The organism is Phenylobacterium sp., assembly GCF_030697925.1.
GTDB lineage: Bacteria > Pseudomonadota > Alphaproteobacteria > Caulobacterales > Caulobacteraceae > Phenylobacterium.
Genome location: NZ_JAUYOJ010000136.1, coordinates 1 through 21,355 on the forward strand (window position 1 = coordinate 1; position 21,355 = coordinate 21,355).

At 67.4% G+C, this 21,355-nt stretch carries 27 protein-coding genes and 1 tRNA gene; 7 read left to right on the top strand and 21 right to left on the bottom strand.

The genetic code is table 11. From position 1 onward, the window contains the following. Nucleotides 1–294, bottom strand: a 294-nt coding sequence (rplM, locus tag Q8Q88_RS12390; protein ID WP_305580429.1) for a 50S ribosomal protein L13, incomplete at its 3' end; no start/stop codon positions are given. Nucleotides 295–508: 214 nt separating this feature from the next. On the opposite strand from rplM, the gene Q8Q88_RS12395 reads away from it, so the two are divergent. Further along, complete coding sequence (locus Q8Q88_RS12395; protein ID WP_305675498.1) at nt 509–1,942, top strand: alkaline phosphatase PhoX; 1,434 nt, start codon at nt 509–511, stop codon at nt 1,940–1,942. Here Q8Q88_RS12395 and Q8Q88_RS12400 read toward each other — a convergent pair. Continuing rightward, entirely contained in the window at nt 1,939–2,970 is a 1,032-nt protein-coding gene (locus Q8Q88_RS12400; RefSeq protein WP_305675499.1) for a COX15/CtaA family protein, read from the bottom strand. The two genes, Q8Q88_RS12395 and Q8Q88_RS12400, sit on opposite strands and share 4 nt — an antisense overlap. Nucleotides 2,971–3,113: 143 nt before the next feature. Here Q8Q88_RS12400 and Q8Q88_RS12405 point away from each other — a divergent pair, with 143 nt between their 5' ends. Together Q8Q88_RS12405 and Q8Q88_RS12410 are read left to right on the top strand one after the other, a co-directional pair. Continuing rightward, on the top strand, nt 3,114–3,362 hold the full coding sequence (locus Q8Q88_RS12405) for a GlsB/YeaQ/YmgE family stress response membrane protein (protein WP_305675500.1): 249 nt from the start codon (nt 3,114–3,116) through the stop codon (nt 3,360–3,362). Nucleotides 3,363–3,395: 33 nt separating this feature from the next. Next, nucleotides 3,396–3,596, top strand: coding sequence for a DUF2842 domain-containing protein (locus Q8Q88_RS12410; RefSeq protein WP_305675501.1), 201 nt, complete (start codon nt 3,396–3,398; stop codon nt 3,594–3,596). A gap of 19 nt (nt 3,597–3,615) precedes the next feature. Here the strand turns inward: Q8Q88_RS12410 and Q8Q88_RS12415 are convergent. Then, a tRNA-Pro gene (locus Q8Q88_RS12415) sits at nt 3,616–3,692 on the bottom strand. Nucleotides 3,693–3,769: 77 nt separating this feature from the next. On the opposite strand from Q8Q88_RS12415, the gene Q8Q88_RS12420 reads away from it, so the two are divergent. Beyond that, nucleotides 3,770–4,243, top strand: a complete 474-nt coding sequence (locus tag Q8Q88_RS12420; protein ID WP_305675502.1) for an SRPBCC family protein — start codon at nt 3,770–3,772, stop codon at nt 4,241–4,243. Here the strand turns inward: Q8Q88_RS12420 and Q8Q88_RS12425 are convergent. The 6 genes from Q8Q88_RS12425 to Q8Q88_RS12450 all read right to left on the bottom strand — a co-directional run bounded on the left by Q8Q88_RS12425 (nt 4,240) and on the right by Q8Q88_RS12450 (nt 8,250). Beyond that, nucleotides 4,240–4,656: a MerR family transcriptional regulator gene (locus tag Q8Q88_RS12425; RefSeq protein ID WP_305675503.1), complete on the bottom strand. Its 417-nt coding sequence runs from the start codon at nt 4,654–4,656 to the stop codon at nt 4,240–4,242. The genes Q8Q88_RS12420 and Q8Q88_RS12425 overlap by 4 nt on opposite strands. 13 nt (nt 4,657–4,669) lie before the next feature. Continuing rightward, on the bottom strand, nt 4,670–4,972 hold the full coding sequence (locus tag Q8Q88_RS12430; protein WP_056734135.1) for an integration host factor subunit alpha: 303 nt from the start codon (nt 4,970–4,972) through the stop codon (nt 4,670–4,672). A 119-nt stretch (nt 4,973–5,091) separates the two neighbouring features. Next, complete coding sequence (locus Q8Q88_RS12435; protein ID WP_305675504.1) at nt 5,092–6,072, bottom strand: beta-ketoacyl-ACP synthase III; 981 nt, start codon at nt 6,070–6,072, stop codon at nt 5,092–5,094. Beyond that, the gene (gene plsX / locus Q8Q88_RS12440; RefSeq protein WP_305675505.1) at nt 6,073–7,119 is read right to left on the bottom strand and encodes a phosphate acyltransferase PlsX; all 1,047 of its coding nucleotides are present in this window, start codon (nt 7,117–7,119) and stop codon (nt 6,073–6,075) included. A gap of 82 nt (nt 7,120–7,201) precedes the next feature. Continuing rightward, nucleotides 7,202–7,723 carry a DUF177 domain-containing protein gene (locus Q8Q88_RS12445; RefSeq protein ID WP_305675506.1) on the bottom strand — a complete coding sequence of 174 codons (522 nt, stop codon included), beginning with the start codon at nt 7,721–7,723 and terminating at the stop codon, nt 7,202–7,204. Further along, nucleotides 7,720–8,250 (bottom strand): ubiquinol-cytochrome C chaperone family protein, encoded by a 531-nt coding sequence (locus tag Q8Q88_RS12450; RefSeq protein WP_305675507.1) that lies wholly within the window; start codon nt 8,248–8,250, stop codon nt 7,720–7,722. Before Q8Q88_RS12450 ends, Q8Q88_RS12445 begins: the two co-directional genes overlap by 4 nt. Before the next feature lie 105 nt (nt 8,251–8,355). Here Q8Q88_RS12450 and Q8Q88_RS12455 point away from each other — a divergent pair, with 105 nt between their 5' ends. After that, nucleotides 8,356–8,841, top strand: a complete 486-nt coding sequence (locus Q8Q88_RS12455; RefSeq protein WP_371129856.1) for an outer membrane protein assembly factor BamE — start codon at nt 8,356–8,358, stop codon at nt 8,839–8,841. A 96-nt stretch (nt 8,842–8,937) separates the two neighbouring features. Here the strand turns inward: Q8Q88_RS12455 and Q8Q88_RS12460 are convergent, their stop codons facing one another. Next, nucleotides 8,938–11,070, bottom strand: coding sequence for a sodium-translocating pyrophosphatase (locus Q8Q88_RS12460; RefSeq protein WP_305675509.1), 2,133 nt, complete (start codon nt 11,068–11,070; stop codon nt 8,938–8,940). 211 nt (nt 11,071–11,281) lie between these two features. After that, the gene (locus Q8Q88_RS12465; RefSeq protein ID WP_305675510.1) at nt 11,282–11,740 is read right to left on the bottom strand and encodes a hypothetical protein; all 459 of its coding nucleotides are present in this window, start codon (nt 11,738–11,740) and stop codon (nt 11,282–11,284) included. Nucleotides 11,741–11,806: 66 nt separating this feature from the next. On the opposite strand from Q8Q88_RS12465, the gene Q8Q88_RS12470 reads away from it, so the two are divergent. Beyond that, nucleotides 11,807–12,334, top strand: a complete 528-nt coding sequence (locus Q8Q88_RS12470) for a GNAT family N-acetyltransferase (RefSeq protein WP_305675511.1) — start codon at nt 11,807–11,809, stop codon at nt 12,332–12,334. Here the strand turns inward: Q8Q88_RS12470 and thiL are convergent. Genes thiL through glyA form a run of 7 tightly spaced genes read right to left on the bottom strand, consistent with a single transcriptional unit; the run spans nt 12,331 to nt 17,252 of the window. Then, the gene (gene thiL, locus Q8Q88_RS12475) at nt 12,331–13,272 is read right to left on the bottom strand and encodes a thiamine-phosphate kinase (protein WP_305675512.1); all 942 of its coding nucleotides are present in this window, start codon (nt 13,270–13,272) and stop codon (nt 12,331–12,333) included. The genes Q8Q88_RS12470 and thiL overlap by 4 nt on opposite strands. Continuing rightward, a complete protein-coding gene (gene nusB / locus Q8Q88_RS12480) occupies nt 13,256–13,726 on the bottom strand; it encodes a transcription antitermination factor NusB (RefSeq protein ID WP_305675513.1) in 471 nt (156 codons plus the stop codon). The genes thiL and nusB overlap by 17 nt, the downstream gene beginning before the upstream one ends. Then, complete coding sequence (gene ribH, locus Q8Q88_RS12485; protein WP_305675514.1) at nt 13,723–14,190, bottom strand: 6,7-dimethyl-8-ribityllumazine synthase; 468 nt, start codon at nt 14,188–14,190, stop codon at nt 13,723–13,725. Before ribH ends, nusB begins: the two co-directional genes overlap by 4 nt. A 25-nt stretch (nt 14,191–14,215) precedes the next feature. Further along, nucleotides 14,216–14,806 (bottom strand): riboflavin synthase, encoded by a 591-nt coding sequence (locus Q8Q88_RS12490; protein WP_305675515.1) that lies wholly within the window; start codon nt 14,804–14,806, stop codon nt 14,216–14,218. Next, nucleotides 14,807–15,457, bottom strand: a complete 651-nt coding sequence (locus Q8Q88_RS12495; protein WP_305675516.1) for a RibD family protein — start codon at nt 15,455–15,457, stop codon at nt 14,807–14,809. After that, entirely contained in the window at nt 15,447–15,920 is a 474-nt protein-coding gene (nrdR, locus tag Q8Q88_RS12500) for a transcriptional regulator NrdR (protein ID WP_254833343.1), read from the bottom strand. Before nrdR ends, Q8Q88_RS12495 begins: the two co-directional genes overlap by 11 nt. 42 nt (nt 15,921–15,962) lie before the next feature. Then, nucleotides 15,963–17,252, bottom strand: a complete 1,290-nt coding sequence (gene glyA / locus Q8Q88_RS12505; RefSeq protein WP_305675517.1) for a serine hydroxymethyltransferase — start codon at nt 17,250–17,252, stop codon at nt 15,963–15,965. Between the two features lie 176 nt (nt 17,253–17,428). Between glyA and Q8Q88_RS12510 the strand changes: the two genes are divergently transcribed. Next, on the top strand, nt 17,429–17,860 hold the full coding sequence (locus Q8Q88_RS12510) for a MucR family transcriptional regulator (protein WP_305675518.1): 432 nt from the start codon (nt 17,429–17,431) through the stop codon (nt 17,858–17,860). Between the two features lie 151 nt (nt 17,861–18,011). Here Q8Q88_RS12510 and hemA read toward each other — a convergent pair whose 3' ends face one another. From hemA to Q8Q88_RS12525, 3 genes are all read right to left on the bottom strand, one after another. Next, on the bottom strand, nt 18,012–19,241 hold the full coding sequence (gene hemA, locus Q8Q88_RS12515) for a 5-aminolevulinate synthase (protein ID WP_305675519.1): 1,230 nt from the start codon (nt 19,239–19,241) through the stop codon (nt 18,012–18,014). 237 nt (nt 19,242–19,478) lie between these two features. Then, on the bottom strand, nt 19,479–20,234 hold the full coding sequence (locus Q8Q88_RS12520) for a class I SAM-dependent methyltransferase (protein WP_305675520.1): 756 nt from the start codon (nt 20,232–20,234) through the stop codon (nt 19,479–19,481). A gap of 36 nt (nt 20,235–20,270) precedes the next feature. Further along, on the bottom strand, nt 20,271–21,323 hold the full coding sequence (locus Q8Q88_RS12525; protein ID WP_305675521.1) for an enoyl-CoA hydratase/isomerase family protein: 1,053 nt from the start codon (nt 21,321–21,323) through the stop codon (nt 20,271–20,273). Nucleotides 21,324–21,355: the final 32 nt, after the last annotated feature.

Sequence of the window (21,355 nt, forward strand, 5' to 3'; positions counted from 1 at the left end):
CTTGCCGCCGAGGATCTTGTCCGCGGTGCGTTCCTTGATGCCGCCCGGGTGGCCGGTGTGCCAGTAGTAGGTCTTGTCCGTGAGCTTCTTGCCCGTGAACTTCACCTTGTGGGCGTTGAGCACGACGACATAGTCGCCGCAATCGACATGCGGGGTGTAGTCGGGGCGGTGCTTGCCGCGAAGACGCATGGCGATGAACGAGGCGAGACGGCCAACGACGGCGTTCTCGGCATCGATCACGATCCACTTCTTCGTGACGTCGGCGGGCTTCAGCGAAGCCGTCGTCTTCATCATGGGGAACGGTCCGTAAGTTGGCGGGACCGATCGATCCCGACGAGAGGCGCGCTAGTACTTGGCTCCCGAGCGTCTGTCAACAACTTCCGGCGCGACAATGCCCGCAAAACGTTGCCCAGCAACGGATTGCAGAAATAGGTATCATAATACCGCGCCAATCCCCTGTCGCACTTCTATGGTCTGACGGCCTAACGAAACCAAGCCGGGATTCTTTATGTCCGCGTCCAGACGCCAGTTCCTCCAAGCCGCCGCGGCCACCGCCGCCTTCGCCGGCCTCTCTCGCCTGGCCTACGCTGAGGCCACGCCGGACGCCGACGGCTTCTCAGCCCCCGGTTACGCCAGCGAGGTCACCGGCTACGGCCCGCTGAAACGCGACCCGGCGGAGATTTTCGATCTGCCGGAGGGCTTTTCCTACAACGTGATCTCCAAGACCGGCGATCCCATGGACGACGGCTTCCTGACCCCGGGCAAGATGGACGGCATGGGCTGCTTCCGGGTCGGCCGAAACAAGGTGGCCCTGGTCCGCAACCACGAGATCAGCCCCCCGCCCCGCGATCTGCAGATCACCGCCTTTGGCGCCGACCGCGTGTTGGCGCCCAAGATCGCCGCCGACCGATTCTACGACACCGACCTGGCGGGCCTACCGCTCGGCGGCGGGACCACCACCCTCATCTATGACACTCGCAAGCGCGAGCTGAAGACCCACCACCTCAGCCTGGCCGGGACCGCCACCAACTGCGCCGGCGGCGTCACCCCCTGGGGATCCTGGCTGAGCTGCGAGGAGGTCAAGATTCGCCCCGGCCAGACGACCCGGAAGGACCACGGCTGGGTGTTCGAGGTACCCTCGGGCCTGCGCGGCCTGGCCGATCCCTTGCCGATCAAGGGCATGGGGCGTTTCCAGCACGAGGCCTGCGCCGTCGATCCCCGCACCGGGGTGATCTACATGACCGAGGACGAGTTCGACGGACGCGGCCTGTTCTATCGCTACCTGCCCAACGACAAGCGCCGGCCCCACGAAGGCGGCAAGCTGCAGGCGCTCGCCGCCACGGACGGGAGCGACGTGCGCAACTGGGACTCGGTCTCCTGGAAGCCCGGCGACTGGAAGACCGTCCGCTGGATCGACCTCGACGGCGTCGACAACCCCAACAACGACCTGCGTCATCGCGGCCAGATGGCGGGCGCCTCCTGGATCGCTCGCGGCGAGGGGATCTATTTCGGCAAGGGCGAGCTCTATTTCACCTGCACCAGCGGCGGCCCCAAGTTCCATGGCCAGGTGCTGCGCTACGTGCCCAGCCCCGACGAAGGCCAGCCCGGCGAAGCCGACAAGCCAGGCCGGCTGCAGCTCTTCGTGGAGCCGAGCGACATCCGCTTCATGGAGATGGCCGACAACATCGTCATCGCCCCCTGGGGGCACATCATGGCCTGCGAGGACAAGCAAGGCGGCACCAACTACCTGCGCGGGATCACGCCGGCCGGCCAGGTCTACGCCGTGGGTCGCAACGCCCAGATGGGAACCGGCAAGGTGCGCGGCTCTTCGGAACTGGCGGGGGTCTGTTTCTCCCCCGACGGCTCGACCCTGTTCGTGAATATCTACACGCCCGGCTGCACGCTCGCGATCACCGGGCCGTGGGACAGTTTCAAGGGTTAGGGCCGGCGCACGCGCCAAGCGAAGGCCACGGCCAGGGACAGCACCAGGGCCGCGAAGACCTGGTGCAGCACCCCCAGCCAGATCGGCACGCCCAGCATCAGGGTGGCGATCCCGAGGATCGCCTGCAGGCCGATGGTCGCGGCGACCGCCAGGGCGATGATTCGCGAGTCGTCATTGAGGTAACGCGAGCGCCAGGCGCTCGCTGCGACCGCCACCCCAGCCGCGACCAGCAGATAACCCGCCAGCCGGTGATGCAGCTGCACTGCGCCCTGGCTGTGGGCCAGGGTCGCCCAGAGGCTGTCGCCCGCATAGTCCTTGGGGACCAGGGCGCCGTTCATCATCGGCCAGTCATTGTAGACGAACCCCGCGTCGTTGCCGGCCACCAGGGCGCCCAGCAGGATCTGAAGATAGATCAGCCCGATCAGCGCGAAGGCTCGCCGCGTCCAGGGTCCGGTGATCGTCTGGCGCGGCGAGCCGGTCCAGGCGTCCAACGCCGTCCAGATCAGGCCGCCCAGCAGGGCGAAGGCCAGGCCCAGATGGACGGCGAGCCGCTCAGGCGCTACCGACACCCGCTCCGATAGCCCGCTGGCCACCATCCACCAGCCGACCGCGCCCTGCAGGCCGCCCAGGACGAACAGGCCCCCGCAGCGCCAGATCAGCCGCCTGGGCAACTCCTGGCGGACTAGGAACCAGACGAAGGGCACGGCGAAGACGACGCTGATTAGCCGCCCCAGGAACCGATGGCTCCACTCCCACCAGTAGATCGACTTGAACGCCGCGAGCGTCATGCCCTGGTTGAGCTGCTGGTATTGGGGGATCTCCCGGTAGCGGGCGAATTCTTCCGACCAGTCCTGGTCCGACAACGGCGGCATCGCACCGGTCACCGGCTTCCACTCGGTGATCGACAGGCCTGAGTCAGTCAGACGAGTGGCCCCGCCGACCACGACCATGGCCAGAACCATGGCCGCGACGATCAACAACCATATGGCGACAGACGCGGACCTGTCGGAACGGAGAAAGGAGGTCATGTGGGAAAAGTCGTGTAGGTTCGAGGCGTTCTTACGGCGACCGGCTACCGGACTTCAGCCCCGCAGTCCACGGGGCGCACGCAATTGGAACCCGGCAAGCTGCGCCGCATTACGCCAACTTGGACTTCAGAGAGGGCTAGAGCATGAGTGGCGTTGGAATCATCGGTTGGATCGTGATCGGCATCTTGGCCGGCTGGGTCGCCGAAAAGGTCATGAAGCGGAACCACGGCCTGCTCACCAACCTCGCGGTCGGTGTGGTCGGCGCCCTGCTCGGTGGCTTCGTCGCCGGCCTGCTCGGGATCAGCTTCGGCGGCTGGATCGGCAGCTTCGTGATCGCCACCCTGGGCGCGATCATCCTGTTGTTCCTGCTGGGCCTGCTCAAGCGCCGCTAGACCTCGACAGGGTCGGGCGCCTATATCCGACCCATGAGCGCAAGGGTCCGGAAATTCATCGGCGGTATCGGCATTGTCAGCTTCCTGGCGCTCTACGCCTGGGCCGTGGTGATGATCGGCGAGCGCCTACCGGCCCATTGGGCCGCGCAGCTGGGTTTCTACGCCGTAGCGGGCCTGGCCTGGGGCGTGCCGATCCTGCCGCTCATCACGTGGATGAACCGGGGTCGGCAATAGGGTCTTCGGAAATCGCCGATGGTCGGAGCGACAAGATTCGAACTTGCGACCCCTTGACCCCCAGTCAAGTGCGCTACCAGGCTGCGCTACGCTCCGACATCGGCGAGCGGCCCTTCTAGACGCTTGCGACGGCAGGGCAAGGGCGAAAATCGACGCTGGGCCTGGAGGAGATCATGAGCGGCCTGCCCATCGAGGAAACGGTGACGGTCGGGGTTCCGCCGGATCGCGCGTTCGCGCTGTTCACCGAAGGGTTCGGCGAATGGTGGCCGGAGGAATACACCTATTCCGGCCCCGATGGCCTGCAGACCATCGCCCTGGGCGCCACGCCGGGGGATTTTTGCTACGAACTGGGGCCGGAAGGCTTTCATGTGGACTGGGGGCGGATGGTCGCCATCGAGCCCGGCCGCCGCATCGTCTTCCTCTGGCAGATCGGGCCTGACAGCGCCCCGCAGCCGGACCCCCATCAGGCCAGCCAGGTCGAGGTCGCCTTCGCCCCTGACGGCGAGGATGGAACGGTCGTGCGCCTGACCCATGCCGGCTTTGAGCGCCACGGCGAAGGCTCGGCCGACTATCGTCGGGAAATGGCCTCGGAGGACGGCTGGCCGCTGATTCTGGACGCCTTCGCCGACTTCGTGCGGCGGGTCTAGCGGCCCAGTAGCCTGTCCAGCCGAGCCTTGGCGGCTTCCAGGTCGTCGAGGGCGCCCTGCAGCCGCTCGCGGCCTTCCTCGCTCAGGCGATCGGCGCCGACATCGAAGCCGTGGCCGTGGCCGGCGGCGGGAGCGGAGATCGTGCCCGAGGCGGCGTCCAGCAGGCGCTTCAGCCCCTGGTCCTTGTGCAGCTTCTGCACGCCCTTGATGGTGTAGCCCTGGTCGTGCAGCAGGCCGCGCACGCCGCGCAGCACCTGGATGTCCTGGGGCCGGTAGAACCGGCGGCCGCCCGCGCGCTTCATGGGGCGGATGAAGGAGAACTTGGTCTCCCAGAACCGCAGCACATGCTGCGGCACGTTCAGCTCGTCAGCTGCCTCAGAGATGGTCCGAAAGGCGTCGGGGCCCTTGGCCACGGGGGGCCTTACGTCACTTCGCCAGGGCGCGGTCCACCCGCGCCTTCATGACCTGGGACGCCCGGAAGCCGATCACGCGGCGCGGTTCGATGGCCGCGGGCTCGCCGGTCTTCGGGTTGCGCCCCATCCGGGCGCGTTTGGCGCGGACCTGGAAGACGCCGAATCCGGAGAGCTTGACCTGCTCCCCGCGCTCCAGGGCCTGGGCCATGAGCTCCAGGGTCCGCTCGACCAGCTCGGAACAGTCCTGGCGGGTCAGCCCCACCTCCTCGTGCACCGCCTCGCACAGGTCGGCCCGTGTCACCGTAGCGCCCTTCATGGAGCCCCCGCCCTCGAACAATCCATACTGGTCTAGACTTCCGTCATGACCTGATTGTCGCATCAAGTCAAAGGCTTCAAGCGCTCAATTGTCCGTACGCCCAAGCAATGGGCCGGGACCTAGAGGCGAATGACGCAGGCGCCCCAGGTCAAGCCGCCGCCCATGGCTTCCAACAAGAGCATTTGGCCGGGCTTGATCCGGCCGTCTTCGATCGCCGTGGCGAGCGCCAGGGGAATGGAGGCGGCCGAGGTGTTGGCGTGCTCAGCGACCGTGGAGATCACCTTGTCATGGGTGATGCCCACGCGCTTGGCGACGCCCTCCAGGATGCGCTGGTTGGCCTGGTGGGGGATGAACCAGTCGACGTCGGCGACCTCGATCCCGGCGTCGGCGGCCGCGGCGAACACCGCCTCGGAGATGTTCACCACGGCGTGGCGGAACACCTGGTTTCCTTGCATCCGCAGATGACCGATCTGGCCATTGGTCGAGACACCGCCGTCCACATAGAGCAGATCCTGCTTAGCGCCATCCGCGCGCAGGGCGAAGCCCAGTAGGCCGCGATCGGCGGTGGTCCCCTCGCCTTCCATCGGTTCGATCACCACGGCGCCCGCCCCGTCGCCGAACAGCACGCAGGTGCCGCGGTCGGTCCAGTCCATCAGCCGGGTCATGGTCTCCGCCCCGATGACCAGAGCGCACTTCGAGCGGCCGCGGGCCACGAAGCCGTCAGCCGCGGAGAGCGCATAGACGAAGCCCGAGCAGACCGCCTGGACGTCAAAGGCCACGCCGACCGGGCAACCCAGCTTGCGCTGGACGATGGTGGCCACAGCCGGGAAGGTCAGGTCCGGGGTCGTGGTGCCGACCACGATCATGTCGACGTCGGCGGCGGTCTTGCCGGCGGCGGCGAGCGCGCGGCGCGCAGCCTCCACGGCCAGGTCCGACACCGCCTGGTCCGGCGCGGCGCGGTGGCGCTGGCGGATGCCGGTCCGTTCGATGATCCATTCGTCGCTGGTGTCGACGAACTTGGCCAGGTCGGCATTGGTGACCACCTCGTCGGGCAGATAGCCGCCGACGCCGGTCACAACGCTACGCAGAACTTTCGTCACTCAGGCGGCTCCATCGACGGCCGGCGGCTGGTGTTCGGCCACCGCGGCGGTGAGCCGGGTCATATTCCGTTCGATCTCCGCTGCGAAGTCGCTTTGCGCCAATTTGGACGCCATGCGGATCGCCGCGGCGATATCGCGATCCGCCGCGCCGCCGTGGCTCTTCACCACCACCCCATTGAGGCCGAGCAATGGCGCCGCGGCGTCGGGGGATAGTTTCTCTCGGAATTTCAATAGGCCAGGGCGCGCCAGCAGGGCCCCCAGCTTCGACAGGGCGGTTCCAGTGAGCGCCGCGCGCAGCTCCCCGCCCAGGTAACGGGCCGTACCCTCGGCGGTCTTCAGTGCGATATTTCCCGTGAATCCGTCGGTCACCACCACGTCGACCACGTTGCGCGACAGGCCGTCGCCCTCCACGAAGCCGCGATAATCGAGGTCGAACTGGCCGCCGCGCAGAATCGCATGGGCCTGGCGAACCTCCTCGTGGCCCTTCATGTCCTCGGAGCCCACGTTCAGAAGGCCCACGGTGGGCTTGGCCACCCCATGAGCGGCCCGGTGGAAGGCCTCGCCCATGATGGCGAACTCGACCAGGCGCTCGGCGTCGCAGTCTACATTGGCGCCGACATCGAGGACCGTGGTGATTCCCTTGGTTCCGGGCCAGCCCACCACCAGGCAGGGCCGGTCCACGTCGACGCTCATCCGCAGCAGCAGCAGGCAGATGGCCATCAGGGCGCCGGTGTTGCCGGCCGAGACCGCCGCCGCCGCCTCCCCGGTCTTCACCGCCTCGACCGCGGCCCACATCGAGGTGCCCTTGCCGCGGCGCAGGGCCTGGGCGGGCTTCTCGTCCATGGCGATGACCCGTTCGGCGTGGCGAATCTCCACCTGGCTCGGCAGGGTCGCGCCGAACTGGGTGCGGATCGCGGCTTCGTTCCCATGTAGGATGAATCTGAGGTTCGGCGCTTGCTTGGCCGCGAGCAGCACGCCGGGAACCACCACGGAAGGACCGTGGTCGCCGCCCATGGCGTCAATGGAGATGGCCAGGGACTTCATCACGGCGTCGCTTCACCCCTTGCGGCGGTCGCGCCGGAAAGCTTCAGCAGGATAGCGCCGCCTCCAGACGATGCAAACGACGCGGTCACTCCCCGTCCTTCTTCAGCGCCTTGAGCACGGCGAAGGGCGACTCCTCCGGCGTGTCCGGCGTGTAGTCGAATTCCGCCCCTGGCTTGCGGGGAAAGGGATCGATCTCCAGGGCCAGGTGCTCCACCAGCACATGGGCCAGGTCGATCTCATCGCTCTCCAGCACGTCCGGCGGATCGGGCGACTCGAGATCCAGCGCCAGTTCGCCGCCTTCCGATTCGCCATAGGCGTTCGGGCTTCCCGCCGGAACCAGCTGCAGGGCGATTTCGCCGGTCAGCTGCTGTTCGAACGGGTCGAGGCTGATCCCGCAGATCTGGCCAACGGTGGCGGTGAAGCGGCCGGTGATCTCGGCGCCGTCCAGCCAGGGCCGGACCCGCAGGTCGGCGACCAGGGCAGGCAGGCTCTCCAGCAGCAGTTCCTTGGCCAGGGCGGCGCGAACGGCCTCGTCAGGCGCCAGCCGGACCTCGATGGGACCTCGGGCCAGCTCGCCCAGGCGAATCAGGTGGGTCCAGTCGCTCATGCGCGCCCCCAATCGACGTCGCCCTCCAAGAGGGCGTCCAGCGGCTGTCCGGCCAGGGAAGCGCGACGCGCCAGAACATAGACGGCCAACTCCGGTGCGTGTTCGGCCGAGCCCTGGGCATAGACCGTGCGGACCAGCAGGGCCTCCAGCGGACCGTTGTCCGGCAAGGCCTGGAAGGCGGCCTCATAGGACTTCACGCGGCCATAGAAGGCCTCGCCCAGCTTGCGCATCTTCTTGCCGACCGAGACGTCGCCGACCCCCATCTCGCGCAAGGCGTCGTCCAGAGCGCTGAGATAGGTATCGAACAGCGCCTGGGAGGTCTCGGCGGCGCGGGGGCCCTGTCCCTTCAGACGGTCCAGCAGCAGGAAGACGTGGGCGGTGTAGAGCTCGAATCGGCCCTCGACCGTGTCGGGGGCGGCCAGATCGGCGTAGAGGCTGGGCGTGCGGGCCTGGGCGACCGCGCCGGCATAGAGCTTCCGCCCCACGTTTTGCGCGGTCCGGGGACGGAAGAAGCGGTCCAGGAGCATTCAGGCCTCGATTTCGCCCTCAGGCGCAGCTACAGGCGGCATTGAACTAAGGGGCCGCGACCGATAGGTCAAAGTCTCGAACAAATGAACAGGTCCGGTTCGCACATGTTTCGTCGCGTCGCCTTTGTCGCACTTGCTGGTTGCCTCATGGCGACGACCGCCTGCGCGCCGATCACCACCTATTCCGGCTTCCAGGCCATCGAGGCCAACCCGAAGGACGTGAAGGTGGGAACCGACACCAAGTCCACCGTCCGGGCCAGCCTCGGCTCGCCCTCGGCCACCTCGACCTTCGATCCCAATGTCTGGTTCTATATCGACCAGGTGAAGGAGCGCGTGGCCTTCCGCCGGCCGGTGGTCACCTCGCGCAACGTGGTGGCCGTGACCTTCGACAAGGACACCGAGCTGGTGAAGACCGTCGACACCATGACGCTCAAGGACGGCAAGGTCATCGCCTTCAACGGTCGCGAGACCCCGACCCGCGGGCGCGAGCTGACCATTCTCGAACAGCTGCTGGGCAATGTCGGCCGCGGCACCATGCTGCCGAACGAGGACGAGAACGCGCCAGGCAACCGCCCGGGCGACCGGCGGTAATCATCCCCGCGAAAGCGGGGACCCAGACTTCCAGGAAACAAAAAAAGCCCCGGAGATCGCTCTCCGGGGCGTCTTCTTTGGGCGTCGTCGGTCGGGCTAGCCGCCCGAGTGGGCCAGGACCGCCAGCAGCAGCAGGGCCACGATGTTGGTGATCTTGATCATCGGGTTCACCGCGGGACCCGCGGTGTCCTTGTAGGGGTCGCCGACAGTGTCGCCGGTCACCGCGGCCTTGTGGGCCTCGGATCCCTTGCCGCCATAGTGACCTTCCTCGATCAGTTTCTTGGCGTTGTCCCAGGCGCCGCCGCCCGAGGTCATCGAGATGGCGACGAACAGGCCGGTGACGATCACCCCCATCAGCATGGCGCCCAGCGAGGCGAAGGCGTTGACCTTGCCCGCGATGGCCTGGATCACGAAGAACAGGACGATCGGCGACAGCACCGGCAGCAGGCTGGGAACGATCATTTCCCGGATCGCGGCGCTGGTCAGGATGCTCACGGCCCGACCGTATTCCGGCTTGACCTCGCCCGTCATGATGCCGGGGTTTTCCCGGAACTGACGGCGGACTTCCTCGACCACGGCCTCGGCCGCGCGGCCCACGGCGGTCATGGCCATGCCGCCGAACAGGAAGGGCAGCAGCCCCCCGAACAGCAGCCCGACCACGACGTACGGGTTGGAGAGGTCGAAGGCGACCGCGCCTAGGCCGTCGAAGAACGAGCCCGGGGTGGCGTTGGCCGCGAAGTACTTCAGGTCCTCGGTGTAGGCCGCGAACAGCACCAGGGCGCCGAGGCCCGCCGAACCGATGGCGTAGCCCTTGGTGACGGCCTTGGTGGTGTTGCCCACGGCGTCGAGCGCATCGGTGGTGACGCGCACTTCCGGAGGCAGGCCGGCCATCTCGGCGATGCCGCCGGCGTTGTCGGTGACGGGACCGAAGGCGTCGAGGGCGACGATGAAGCCCGCCAGGGACAGCATCGAGGTGGTGGCTATGGCGATACCGAACAGGCCGGCGAAGCCATAGGTGACGATGATGCCGGCGATGATCACCAGGGCCGGGGCCGCGGTGGATTCCAGCGACATGGCCAGGCCCTGGATCACGTTGGTGCCGTGACCGGAGACGCTGGCCTTGGCCACCGACTTCACCGGACGGAAGCCGGTGCCGGTGTAGTATTCGGTGATCACGACGATGAGCGCGGTGACCGCGAGCCCTGCGATGCCGCACCAGAACAGGCTCATGGCGTCGAAGGTCTTGTCGCCCACCGTGAGCGGCTCAGGGACCAGCGAGGTCACGACCCAGTAGATCGCGCCCACCGACAGGACACCGGTGACGATCAGGCCCTGATAGAGGGCCCCCATGATGTTGTTGTTCTTGCCCAGGCGCACCGCGAAGGTGCCCAGGATCGAGGTGACGATGCAGACGCCGCAGATGGCCAGCGGCAGCAGCATCATATTGGTGACGACGGTGGCGTCGTCGCGGAAGAAGATCGCCGCGAGCACCATGGTGGCGACCGTGGTCACCGCATAGGTCTCGAACAGGTCGGCGGCCATGCCGGCGCAGTCACCGACGTTGTCGCCCACGTTGTCGGCGATGGTCGCGGCGTTACGGGGGTCATCTTCCGGGATGCCGGCCTCGACCTTGCCCACCATGTCGCCGCCGACGTCGGCGCCCTTGGTGAAGATGCCGCCGCCCAGACGGGCGAAGATGGAGATCAGCGAGGCGCCGAAACCGAGCGCGACCATGGAGTCGACCACGTCGCGGCTGGTATTCTCAAGCCCGAGACCTTGGGTCAGGACCGCGTAGTAGCCGGCCACGCCAATCAGGGCGAAACCCGCCACCAGCATGCCAGTGATGGCGCCCGAGCGGAACGCCAGGGACAGGCCCTTGGCGAGGCTCTCGGAGGACGCCTGGGCGGTGCGGACATTGGCCCGCACCGAGATCAGCATGCCCACGAAGCCCGCGAGGCCCGACAGGGTCGCCCCGACCAGGAAGCCGACGGCCGCGTACCAGCCGATCAGGAACCCGACCGCGACGAGGATGACCGCGCCCACCATGGCGATGGCGGTGTATTGCTTGTTCAGGTAGGCCTGCGCGCCTTCCTGGATGGCCGCGGCGATCTCCTGCATCCGCGCATTGCCGGGCGAGGCCCGCAACAGGGACAGTGTCTGAAGCACTCCGTAGAGCACGGCCAGAAAGCCGGCGGCGATCACCAGCCAAAGCGTAGTCTCAGAACTCATAGTTTAAGCGCCCCTATGGATTGCACGGAGTTGACCGACCCCGCCCCGAGAGGCGGCCGACGGCGTTCCAGGCCCTGATGGTTTCCCCAGTATTGGGACGTCGTGGATCCGCCGCCCCTTATCGTGGGCGGGACGTTGCCAGTTGTAACGGGCGCGTGCAACGCCCTGTTGACCAAGGCTCGGGCGACGCGACGGAAAGCCGGGGCGCGGGCTAGGGGCGGATTTCCGCTGCGCCGCGCGGTCCGGCGGCCATGGGTGGGGCGATCCGGCGCTTGGGCGCCTGGGAGGTGATCGTGATGGCCTTGATGTCCTTCGGCCCAGCGATGGCCACGGCCTCACGCATCATGGTCGCCTGCAACCTCGGCGCATCGACGCTCATATAGTCCTTGGTGTTGGTGAAGGGCGTCCGATGGCCGGCCCGGACCAGGGCGTCGCGGAAATAGGGCTCGCGCTCCCGAAGCTTGGCGGTGTTGGCCGCGGTGGTTAGCACCACGCGCACGGAAACGAAGACGTAGTTTATCAGCTTGCCGTCCACCACGATGGGCAGGGCCACCGGGGAAAGGTCGACATACTGGCCGACGTCCTTGGGCGCGGACTTCTCCTCGGCGGCCAGCACGGGGCCGGCGCAGAAGGTGGCGAGAGCGGCAGCGACGAGTAAGCGGCGGAGCATGGGGCATCCTCGCCGAATATGGTTGCCGCATCCTTGCCGGCGCTCCATCCTCCACGAAACGCCACATTGAGGACCCGCAGGATCCGTATTTCAGAAGGCAGGTCGGTCAGTCTCCGACGCATCGAGGCCGGCGACCTTCCGCAGATCGCCCCTCACCTCTTCACGGTCTCGATCACCGAGCCGCTCACCGAACTGCCCCGGCTCCAGGCCGTGCATGCTGCGACGGGGCTCTGGCTAGAGGACTCCGGCGCGGTGGCCATCCTCGAGAACGCTGGCGGTCGAATGGTCGGCACGATGCAATTCTACCGCTCCAGTCCCGTCATCCACGGCTATGAGCTGGGCTACATCGTCCATGATCCGGCCGATCGCGGCAAAGGCTACGCCTCGGAGGCTACGCGCCTGCTGACCGACCTGCTGTTCGCCGAGCGGCCGGGCTGTTTCCGACTGCAACTGATCATCGAGACCTGGAACGAAGCATCGTGGCGGATCGCCGAGCGTTGCGGGTACGCCCGCGAGACGCTGTTGCGAAAGGCCGGTTTCAGCACCGAGGATCCTGAGGATTGCTACCTTTATGCGCGGGTCCGCGGCGACTAGTCGTGCCGCCAGCCGCCGGCCCCCGGTTCGATTGGGACACCGTCCACCAGGACCTCGACGCCTACGCCCGCGACGATCTCGCCGATGAGGGTCAGGCCAGGGATGCGGACCGCGTCCGGCGCCACGGCGCAGACGATCTCATAGTCGTCCCCGCCCGAGGCCAGTGCGCGCAGGGCCGCGGCGCGGTTCTCCTGTTCGCCTAGCCAGCGGCGGGCGGCGGGCGACAGCGGCAGACGCTCAAGATTCAGCCGCAACCCCGCCCCGCTGGCGCGGGCGATGTGGCCCGCGTCGGCGATCAGGCCGTCCGACACGTCGGCGGCGGCGGTCACTTGTTCCCTCAGGGCCGCACGCAGGTCGAGGCGCGGTGTCGGCAGGCGGTAGCGGTCGGCCAGATAGCCATCCGGGTCATCCAGCTCCCGGCGCGCGGCGGCCAGGCCCAGCCAGCCGTCGCCGATGGTCCCGCTGACCATGACGAGATCGCCGACTTTGGCGCCGGACCGGCGGATCATCCTGCCCGCCGGGACCCAGCCAAGCATGGTCAGGGAGACCATCAGCGGACCGTGCGTCGAGACGGTGTCGCCGCCCAGCAGGACGAGGTTCGCACCGTCCTGCGCCAGGCCCGTGGCGAAGGCCTGGCGCTCCGGCCATCCGAAGCTGGGAGGCCAGGCCACCGCCAGGAAATAGCCGTAGGGCTCGGCCCCTTTGGCGGCCAGGTCGGAGAGGTTCACCCGCAGCAGCTTGCGCGCGATCAGGCCCGGCGCTTCGTCGCTCAGGAAATGCACGCCCTGGACCATGGCGTCCTTGGTGATCACCAGGTCGAACCCCTGGCGCGAGGGGATCGCCGCGGCGTCGTCCAACAGATCGAAGGCCTCCGCCGCCCCCTTGGTCAGCGGGCGGTAGAGGCGGGCGATCTGCTCGAATTCATCTGGGCCGGACATCCTGGGCCACCGCGTCCAGGGCGCCGTTCACGAAGCCCGGCTCCGGGCCCTCGAAGAACGACTTGGCGAGCTCAACATATTCGTCGATCACCACCTCGGTGGGCACGTCGGCGCGATGGGCCAGCTCGAAGGCGCCAGCGCGCAGGATGGCCCGGACCGTGGCGTCCAGCCGCTCCAGCCGCCAGCCGGCGGCCAGGCGCTTGACCACGGCGCTGTCGATCTCGCGCTGGGCGCCGACCACGCCGCGCACCAGCTCGGCGAAGAACGCCTCATCGGCGCTAGCCAGGGTGTCGCCCTCGGTGGGCGCGTCGCCCTCCACGCCCTGGTCGAACCGATGGTCGGCGAACTCGCGGATCACCGCCTCGACGCCGGCGCCGGAGACTTCCATCTGGTAGAGGGCCTGGATCGCGGCCAGCCGGGCCACGGAACGCATGCTGTGGGCCGTGCCGCTCATCGGACGGCCTGGCCGAGCAGCTGGCGCTTGAGGGCGACCATCTCCAGCGCCGCGCGCGCAGCGCCGCCGCCCTTGTCGCCCTCGCTCGCCCGCGCCCGCGCCCAAGCCTGGTCGCCGTCCTCGACGGTCAGGATGCCGTTGCCGATGGCCAGGCGCTTGCCGATGGCCAGGTCCATGAGCCCGCGGGCGGACTCATTGGAGACGATCTCGAAGTGATAGGTCTCGCCTCGGATCACAGTGCCAAGCGCCACATAGCCGTCGTAGCGCTTGCCGGCGGGACGATGACCGCCTTCCTCGGCGATGGCGATGGCGCCAGGGATCTCCAGGGCGCCGGGCACGCTGATCACGTCGTATTCCGCGTCATGGGCGGTGATCACATCGGCGGCCGCCTTCAGCAGCTCGTCGGCCAGGTCGTCATAGAAGCGCGCCTCGACCACGAGGATGCGGATTTTCTCTTCGAGCATGTGAAGTCCTTTTCGAAGCGACCCTTTAGGCCGTTTCGCGCCAGCGGGCGAGATAGCGCGCCAGCATATCGATCTCCAGGTTCACGCGGCTGCCGACCTTGAGCTGGCCCAGGGTGGTCACGTCCCAGGTGTGGGGGATCAGATTCACCCCGAAGACGTCGTCCTCCACCTCGTTCACAGTCAGGGAGACGCCTTGAATCGTGATCGAGCCCTTGGGCGCGATGTAACGGTGCAGAGGGCGCGGCACGCGGACCTGGACCCGGTGCGAGCCGCCCTCGCTTTCGATGGAGATCACCTCCCCCACCCCGTCCACATGGCCCGAGACAATGTGGCCGCCCAGTTCGTCGCCGACCCGAGCGGCGCGTTCCAGATTGACCGAATCGCCGGCCTTCCACTCGTCCAGCGTGGTCATCGACAGGGTCTCGCCGGAAACCTCCACCGCGAACCAGTCCTCGCCCTTCTCCACCACGGTCAGGCAGCAGCCGGCGTGGCTGATCGAGGCGCCGATATCGACGGTCGAGAGGTCAAAGCTGGTCTCCACCTCGAACCTGCGGTCGCGGTTGGTGTCGCGGACGGCGCGGACGCGGCCCACATCGGTGACGATCCCGGTGAACATTCAGATCCTCTCGTAACGCTCCCAGAGGTCGGCGCCGACCTCCCGGACTTCAAGACGCCGGAGCCTCGGGGCATCGGCCAGGGCGGCCACCGCCAGGGCCCCGATCCCCGGCCGCCCCTCCCCGCCGATCACCACGGGGGCCCGGAACCACTCCAGGGCGTCCACCAGCCCGCAGCGCAGGAAGCTCGCGGCCACCTGGCCGCCGCCCTCGACGAACAGGCGGCGCAGCCCTTCCCTTTCCAAGGTTTCCACCACGTCACGCAACTCCGGACGCTTGTCGCCGACCGCGTGGACCTGCAGCACCCGGACGCCGGCCTCCGTCAGGCGGGCCTCCGGCGGCGTGGTGGCAATCAGATAGGTCGGGATTTCGCGGGCGCTGGCGACCAGCTTGCAGCCGTCGGCCAGCCTCTGTCGGCTATCCAACACAACGCGGGCTGGCTGAGCGCCGATCCAGCCGGGCAGGCGCACGGTCAGTTCCGGATCGTCGGCCAGGGCCGTCTCGACGCCGATGAGCACCGCGTCGTGCTCCGATCTCAGCCGGTGGGTCGCCTCGCGCGCCTCCGGCCCGGTGATCCAGCGGCTCTCGCCCGTGGCCGTGGCGATGCGGCCATCCAGCGAGGTGGCGAGCTTGAGGGTGACCCTAGCGCTCATCCTCGGACGCTTCGCTCAGGCCCTCCTCGCCGAGGAAGGTCGCGAACTCGCCGGCCTCGCGGAAGTCGCGATAGACCGAGGCGTAGCGGACATAGGCGACGTCATCGAGGCTCTTGAGCTGCTTCATGACCAGTTCGCCGACCACGGACGAGGCGAGCTCGGTCTCCCCCATGCTCTCCAGCTGGCGGGCGATCAGCGAGATCATCCGCTCGATGCGCTCGGGCTCGATCGGACGCTTGCGGGTGGCGATGGCGATGGAGCGGGCCAGCTTGTCGCGCTCGAAGGGCGTGCGCCGTCCCGACCGCTTGAGGATGGTCAGCTCGCGCAGCTGCACCCGCTCAAAGGTGGTGAAGCGGCCGCCGCACTCCGGGCAGAGGCGACGGCGGCGGATGGCCGCGCCGTCTTCCGACGGGCGGCTGTCCTTCACCTGGCTCTCGGCGTGACCGCAGAATGGGCAGCGCATGATGTAGCCCCTCCCGGCCTACCTAACCCCCAGATACAGGGTCTAGCCGTAAATGGGGAAGCGTTTCGTCAGCGCCAACACCTCGTCACGCACCTTCGCCTCGACGGCGGAGTTGTCGCCGCCCTTGGAAAGGCCGTCCAGGACCTCGCCGATCCAGGTCCCGACCTGACGGAACTCGCCGGGTCCGAAGCCGCGGGTGGTGCCGGCCGGGGTGCCGACCCGCAGGCCCGAGGTCTGTATCGGGGGAAGCGGATCGAAGGGGATACCGTTCTTGTTGGTGGTGATGTGGGCCCGCTCCAGGGCGACCTCGGCGTCGGCGCCCGACACGCCCTTCGGCGTCAGATCGACCAGCATCAGGTGGCTGTCGGTGCCGTTGGAGACGATCTTGAAGCCGGCTGTCTGCAGGCTGTCGGACAGCGCCCGGGCGTTGTCGATCACCTGGCGGGCATAGAGCTTGAACTCAGGCTTCAGCGCCTCGCCGAAGGCCACGGCCTTGGCGGCGATCACGTGCATCAGCGGGCCGCCCTGCAGGCCCGGGAACACCGCGCTGTCGATCTTCTTGGCCAGCTTCTTGGAGTTGGTGAGGATCATGCCGCCGCGGGGACCGCGCAGGGTCTTGTGGGTGGTGGTGGTCACCACATGGGCGTGCGGGAACGGGTTCGGATAGACCCCACCGGCCACCAGGCCAGCATAGTGGGCGATGTCGACCATCAGGATGGCGTCGACGCTGTCGGCGATCTCGCGGAAGCGGGCGAAGTCGATGTGGCGGCTGTAGGCGGAGGCCCCGGCGATGATCACCTTGGGCTTTTCGGCCAGGGCCACCTCGGCGGCCTGATCATAGTCGATGAGATGGTCCTGCTGGCGGACCGAATAGGCCACGGGGCGGAACCACTTGCCCGACTGATTGACGCTCTTGCCGTGGGTCAGGTGGCCACCCGCCGCCAGGTCCATGCCCATGAAGGTGTCGCCAGGGCTCATGGTGGCCATGAACACCGCCTGGTTGGCCTGACTGCCGGAGTGTGGTTGCACATTGGCGTACTCGCAGCCGAAGATCTGCTTGGCCCGGGAGATGGCGATCTCCTCGGCGATGTCCACCACCTCGCAGCCGCCGTAGTAGCGCTTACCGGGATAGCCCTCTGCGTACTTGTTGGTGAGGACCGAGCCCTGGGCCTCCATGACCGCGCGCGAGACGATGTTCTCGGACGCGATCAGCTCGATCTGGTCCTGCTGGCGCTTCAGTTCGCGAGACAGCACCGCGGCGATGTCGGGGTCGGCCTCGGCGATTCGGGCGGAGAAGAAGGCGTCGGACGGTGTCTGGGTGTGGACGGTCATGGGCGTGGCTTTCGGGAATCTTGGGAGGGGCGGAGGCCAGGGGCGCTCTTTAACGCCTTAGGCCGGGTGAACCAAATCCTGGGAACAATCTGGACGTCCGAGCGTTGCTGCCGAACCGGAGGTGCGCGCGTGCGCGGCCTCGCGGCCGTGAATGTCACGCAGTCAGGGGGCTCTGTATGAGTATTGATGTCGAACCCGAGGGTCGTTCGGGTGAAGAATTGCTGCGCCTGGGGGCCGATATCGTCTCGGCCTATGTGAGCCGCAACGCCGTCTCGGTCGACGCCGTCCCCGACATCATCAGGTCCGTCCATGGCGCGCTGGAGTCTCTGGGCCGGGCGGCTGTCGCCCAGCCGGAGGAGCGGGCCAAACCCGCCGTCCCGATCAACCGTTCGATCCAGAGCGACTTCATCGTCTGCCTGGAGGACGGCAAGAAGCTGAAGATGCTCAAGCGCTATCTGCGCTCGCGATACGACATGAGCCCTGACGACTACCGCCGCCGCTGGGGCCTGCCGCCCGACTATCCAATGGTTGCCCCGGCCTATGCCGCGCGGCGCAGCGATTTCGCCAAGAAGATCGGCCTCGGCCGAGGCGTCCGCCGCGGGAAGTGACCGAGCCTGGGCTCGGTCGTCCCCGCGAACGCGGGGATCCAGAGGGTGAATGAGCGGGCCAGCCGCTAGGTTTTGATCAGCGAACCCTGAGGGTCTCCGAAGGTGTTGAACACCGCGCGGGTATGCGCCCGCGCGGCTCGAATCGCAAGGTCTAGGCGGCCACGCCGCCGACGCGGGCGATGTTGCAATGGACCCAGAGCGTCTCGAGCGCCCCGGCCAGGCGTTCCATCATGTCGTCGGTGTGGGCCGGCGACGGGGTGAACCGCAGGCGCTCGGTGCCGCGCGGCACGGTCGGATAGTTGATCGGCTGCACATAGATCCCGTGCTCTTCGAGCAGGATGTCGGAGATCATCTTGCAGTGGACCGCGTCGCCCACCAGGACAGGGACGATATGGCTGACCGACGGCATCACCGGCAGACCGGCCTTCAACAGCCGGGCCTTCAGGGTCGCGGCGCGCTCCTGATGGGCGATGCGGACCTCGTTGTGATCCTTCAGATAGCGGATCGAGGCCACCGCGCCCGCGGCGAGCGCCGGCGGGATCGAGGTGGTGAAGATGAAGCCGTCGGCATAGGAGCGGATGGCGTCGACGATCACGGCGTCGGCGGCGATGTAGCCGCCCATGACCCCGAACGCCTTGCCCAACGTGCCCTCGACGATGTCGATCTGCGCCATCACCCCGTCGCGCTCAGCCACACCGGCGCCGCGGGGGCCGTACATGCCGACCGCGTGGACCTCGTCCAGATAGGTCATGGCGCCGTACTTCTTGGCCAGCGCCACCGTACCCGGCAGGTCGGCGATGTCGCCGTCCATCGAATAGACGCTCTCGAAGGCGATGACCTTGGGGGCGTCGGCGGGAGCCTCGATTAGCAGCTGCTCCAAGTGTTCCAGGTCGTTGTGGCGGAACACCCGGCGGCTGTCGCGACCACCGGCCCGGATGCCCGAGATCATGGAATTGTGGTTCAGCTCGTCCGAGAAGATGATCAGGCCGGGTAGGATCTTGTAGAGCGTCGAGAGCGAGGCCTCGTTGGAGACATAGCCGGAGGTGAACAGCAGCGCGGCTTCCTTGCCGTGCAGGTCGGCAAGCTCGTGCTCCAGCTCCACATGGAAGTGGGTGGTGCCCGAAATGTTGCGCGTGCCGCCCGAGCCGGCCCCGGCCTCGTCGATGGCCTTGTGCATGGCGTCCAGCACGAGGGGGTTCTGGCCCTGGCCCAGATAGTCGTTCGAGCACCAGACCGTCACGTCCGTCTGGGTCCCGTCGGTCTGGGTCCAGGTCGCGCGCGGAAACTGGCCGCGATGGCGCTTCAGGTCGGCGAACACCCGATAACGGCCTTCCGAACGGACTCGTTCGAGGGCTGAGCGGAAGGCGTCCTTGTAATCCATCGACTTGAACTCCGCCCTTGGCGATCGACGATCTCTCGCCGCGAGCGGTCCCCTTATTTAGCTCGGCTTATCGCGCCGCAGAAGCCGATTGTCCACATTGCGCGATGTCACAGACGATCAGATTTCATGACCGAGCGCACAAGGTTTGTGATCGTAGGTAACATTGAGGCCCGCGACTGGCGGTCGCGGAATCCCGAAACGGCTGCCTCGACGCGGCCGTTTCGGTCCCCGCGCAGCCTAGCCGGGCTTCTTGAACCTGTAGATGAACTGATCGGTATGACCCCGCAGGCTGGGGTCGAACACGGTCTTGGAATAGTCGTCCTTGTCGTTGCGAAGGACCTTGCTCTCGTCGACGAACTTGAAGCCCGCGGCCTCAACCTCCGCCTTGACGATGGCTGGGTCGATCCGGTGGACCGTATCGGCGGCCTCGACAGGCGTTCCCGCGGGGGCCGCGTGATCCACGATGACGTAGTAGCCGCCCGGCTTCACGGCGTTGAAGATCTGCTTGTTGACCGACGCGACGTCCAGGTTGAAGCGCTTCAGGTGCAGATCGTGATAGTTCTGGGCGGTCCAGAACACGTCCACCGGCTCCGGCAGCGCGAAGGCCGTGAACCCAGCCTGAACCACCTCGATATTGCCGTAGGTCGGATCGGCGGCCACCGCACGGATCGGCGGCGGGGCGGCCGGCGGCGGCGCATTGGGCGGCGGTTGGTTGATCACCGCATAGACCTTGCCCTCGGACCCGACAGTCTTGGCGAAGATACGCGTGAAATAGCCGCCGCCGGGGATGAAGTCGGCCACCTTCTGACCGGGCTTCACCCCGGCGAATTCCAACATCTCGGCCGGCTTGCGATCGGCGTCGCGCTTGGTGTCGGCCTCCGGGCGCCCCTTGTCGGCCACGGCGGCGACAACCGCTGCGGAGGGCGCGGCCTCGACCGAGGCGGCGGACATGACGAACGCCGCGCAAGCGGCCAAAAGAAGACTGCGTTTCATCGGTCTATCTCCCATCGGCGCGCTCTTCCGCCGCCGTCATTGCGTAGGTAGGGGCGACCATTCCTCATCGTAAGGTAGAGGCGCAAATATGGCGTCCAGCATCGCCTCGTCGACCCCCTCCGGCGTGGCCGGATCCCAGCGCGGGGCGTTGTCCTTCTCCACGATCACCGCGCGCACCCCTTCGAGAAAGTCGTGGCGTTGAACCACTCGTGCGCCGATCCGGTATTCCAGGGCCATGTTGTCGGCGAAGCTCGCGGCCGCCCCGCCCAGCCGAAGCTGGCGGAAGGCGACCTTCAGGGTCTGGGGCGACTTGGTGGCCAGGACCTTGAGCTGTTCGCGCGCCCAGTCGCTGTCGGCGGCCTCCAGCGCCGCCAGGATCGCCTCGACGCTGCCGACGCCGAAGGTCCTGTCGATTTCGTCCTGGTGCGCGGCGATGAGCGGACGCCCGGCGTCAGCCTCGAACTCCGTCAGGATCGTTTCGAGGGCGGCTGGATCGGCGACGATCGCGGCCTTCAGCGCCGGGATCCTGGCGCTTTCCACGAAATCCGTGGCCACGCCCACAAGCTCACAGTCGGCGGCCTTGATCCGCGCGCCGGTCAGGGCGAGCCACAGGCCGATATGGCCAGGCATGCGCGGCAGGAACCAGCCGCCGCCCACGTCGGGGAAGAGGCCGATCCCGGTCTCGGGCATGGCGAAGGTGGTCTTCTCCGTCGCCACCCGGTAGCCCGAGGGCATGGCCAGGCCGACGCCGCCGCCCATGGTGATCCCGTCCATGATCGTGACGACAGGCTTGGCGTAGCCGAACAGCAGGTGGTTCAGCCGGTACTCGACGAAGAAAAACTCTCGCGCCGCCTTGCCGTCCCCCGCCCCGCTCTCGGCCAGCATGCGGATGTCGCCGCCGGCGCAGAAGCCGCGCTCGCCCGAATGATCCAGCAGGACCAGTTCGACGGCCGGATCGTCACGCCAGGCCAGCAGGGCCTGCGTGATGGCACGGCACATGGCGGTGTTCAGGGCGTGCAGCGCCTGGGGCCGATTGAGCGTGATGCGCCCGACCTTGCCTTCGATGCGGGTAAGAACGTCTTCCGTCATGGCGATGATCTCGAAAAAGCGGCGTCGACGCG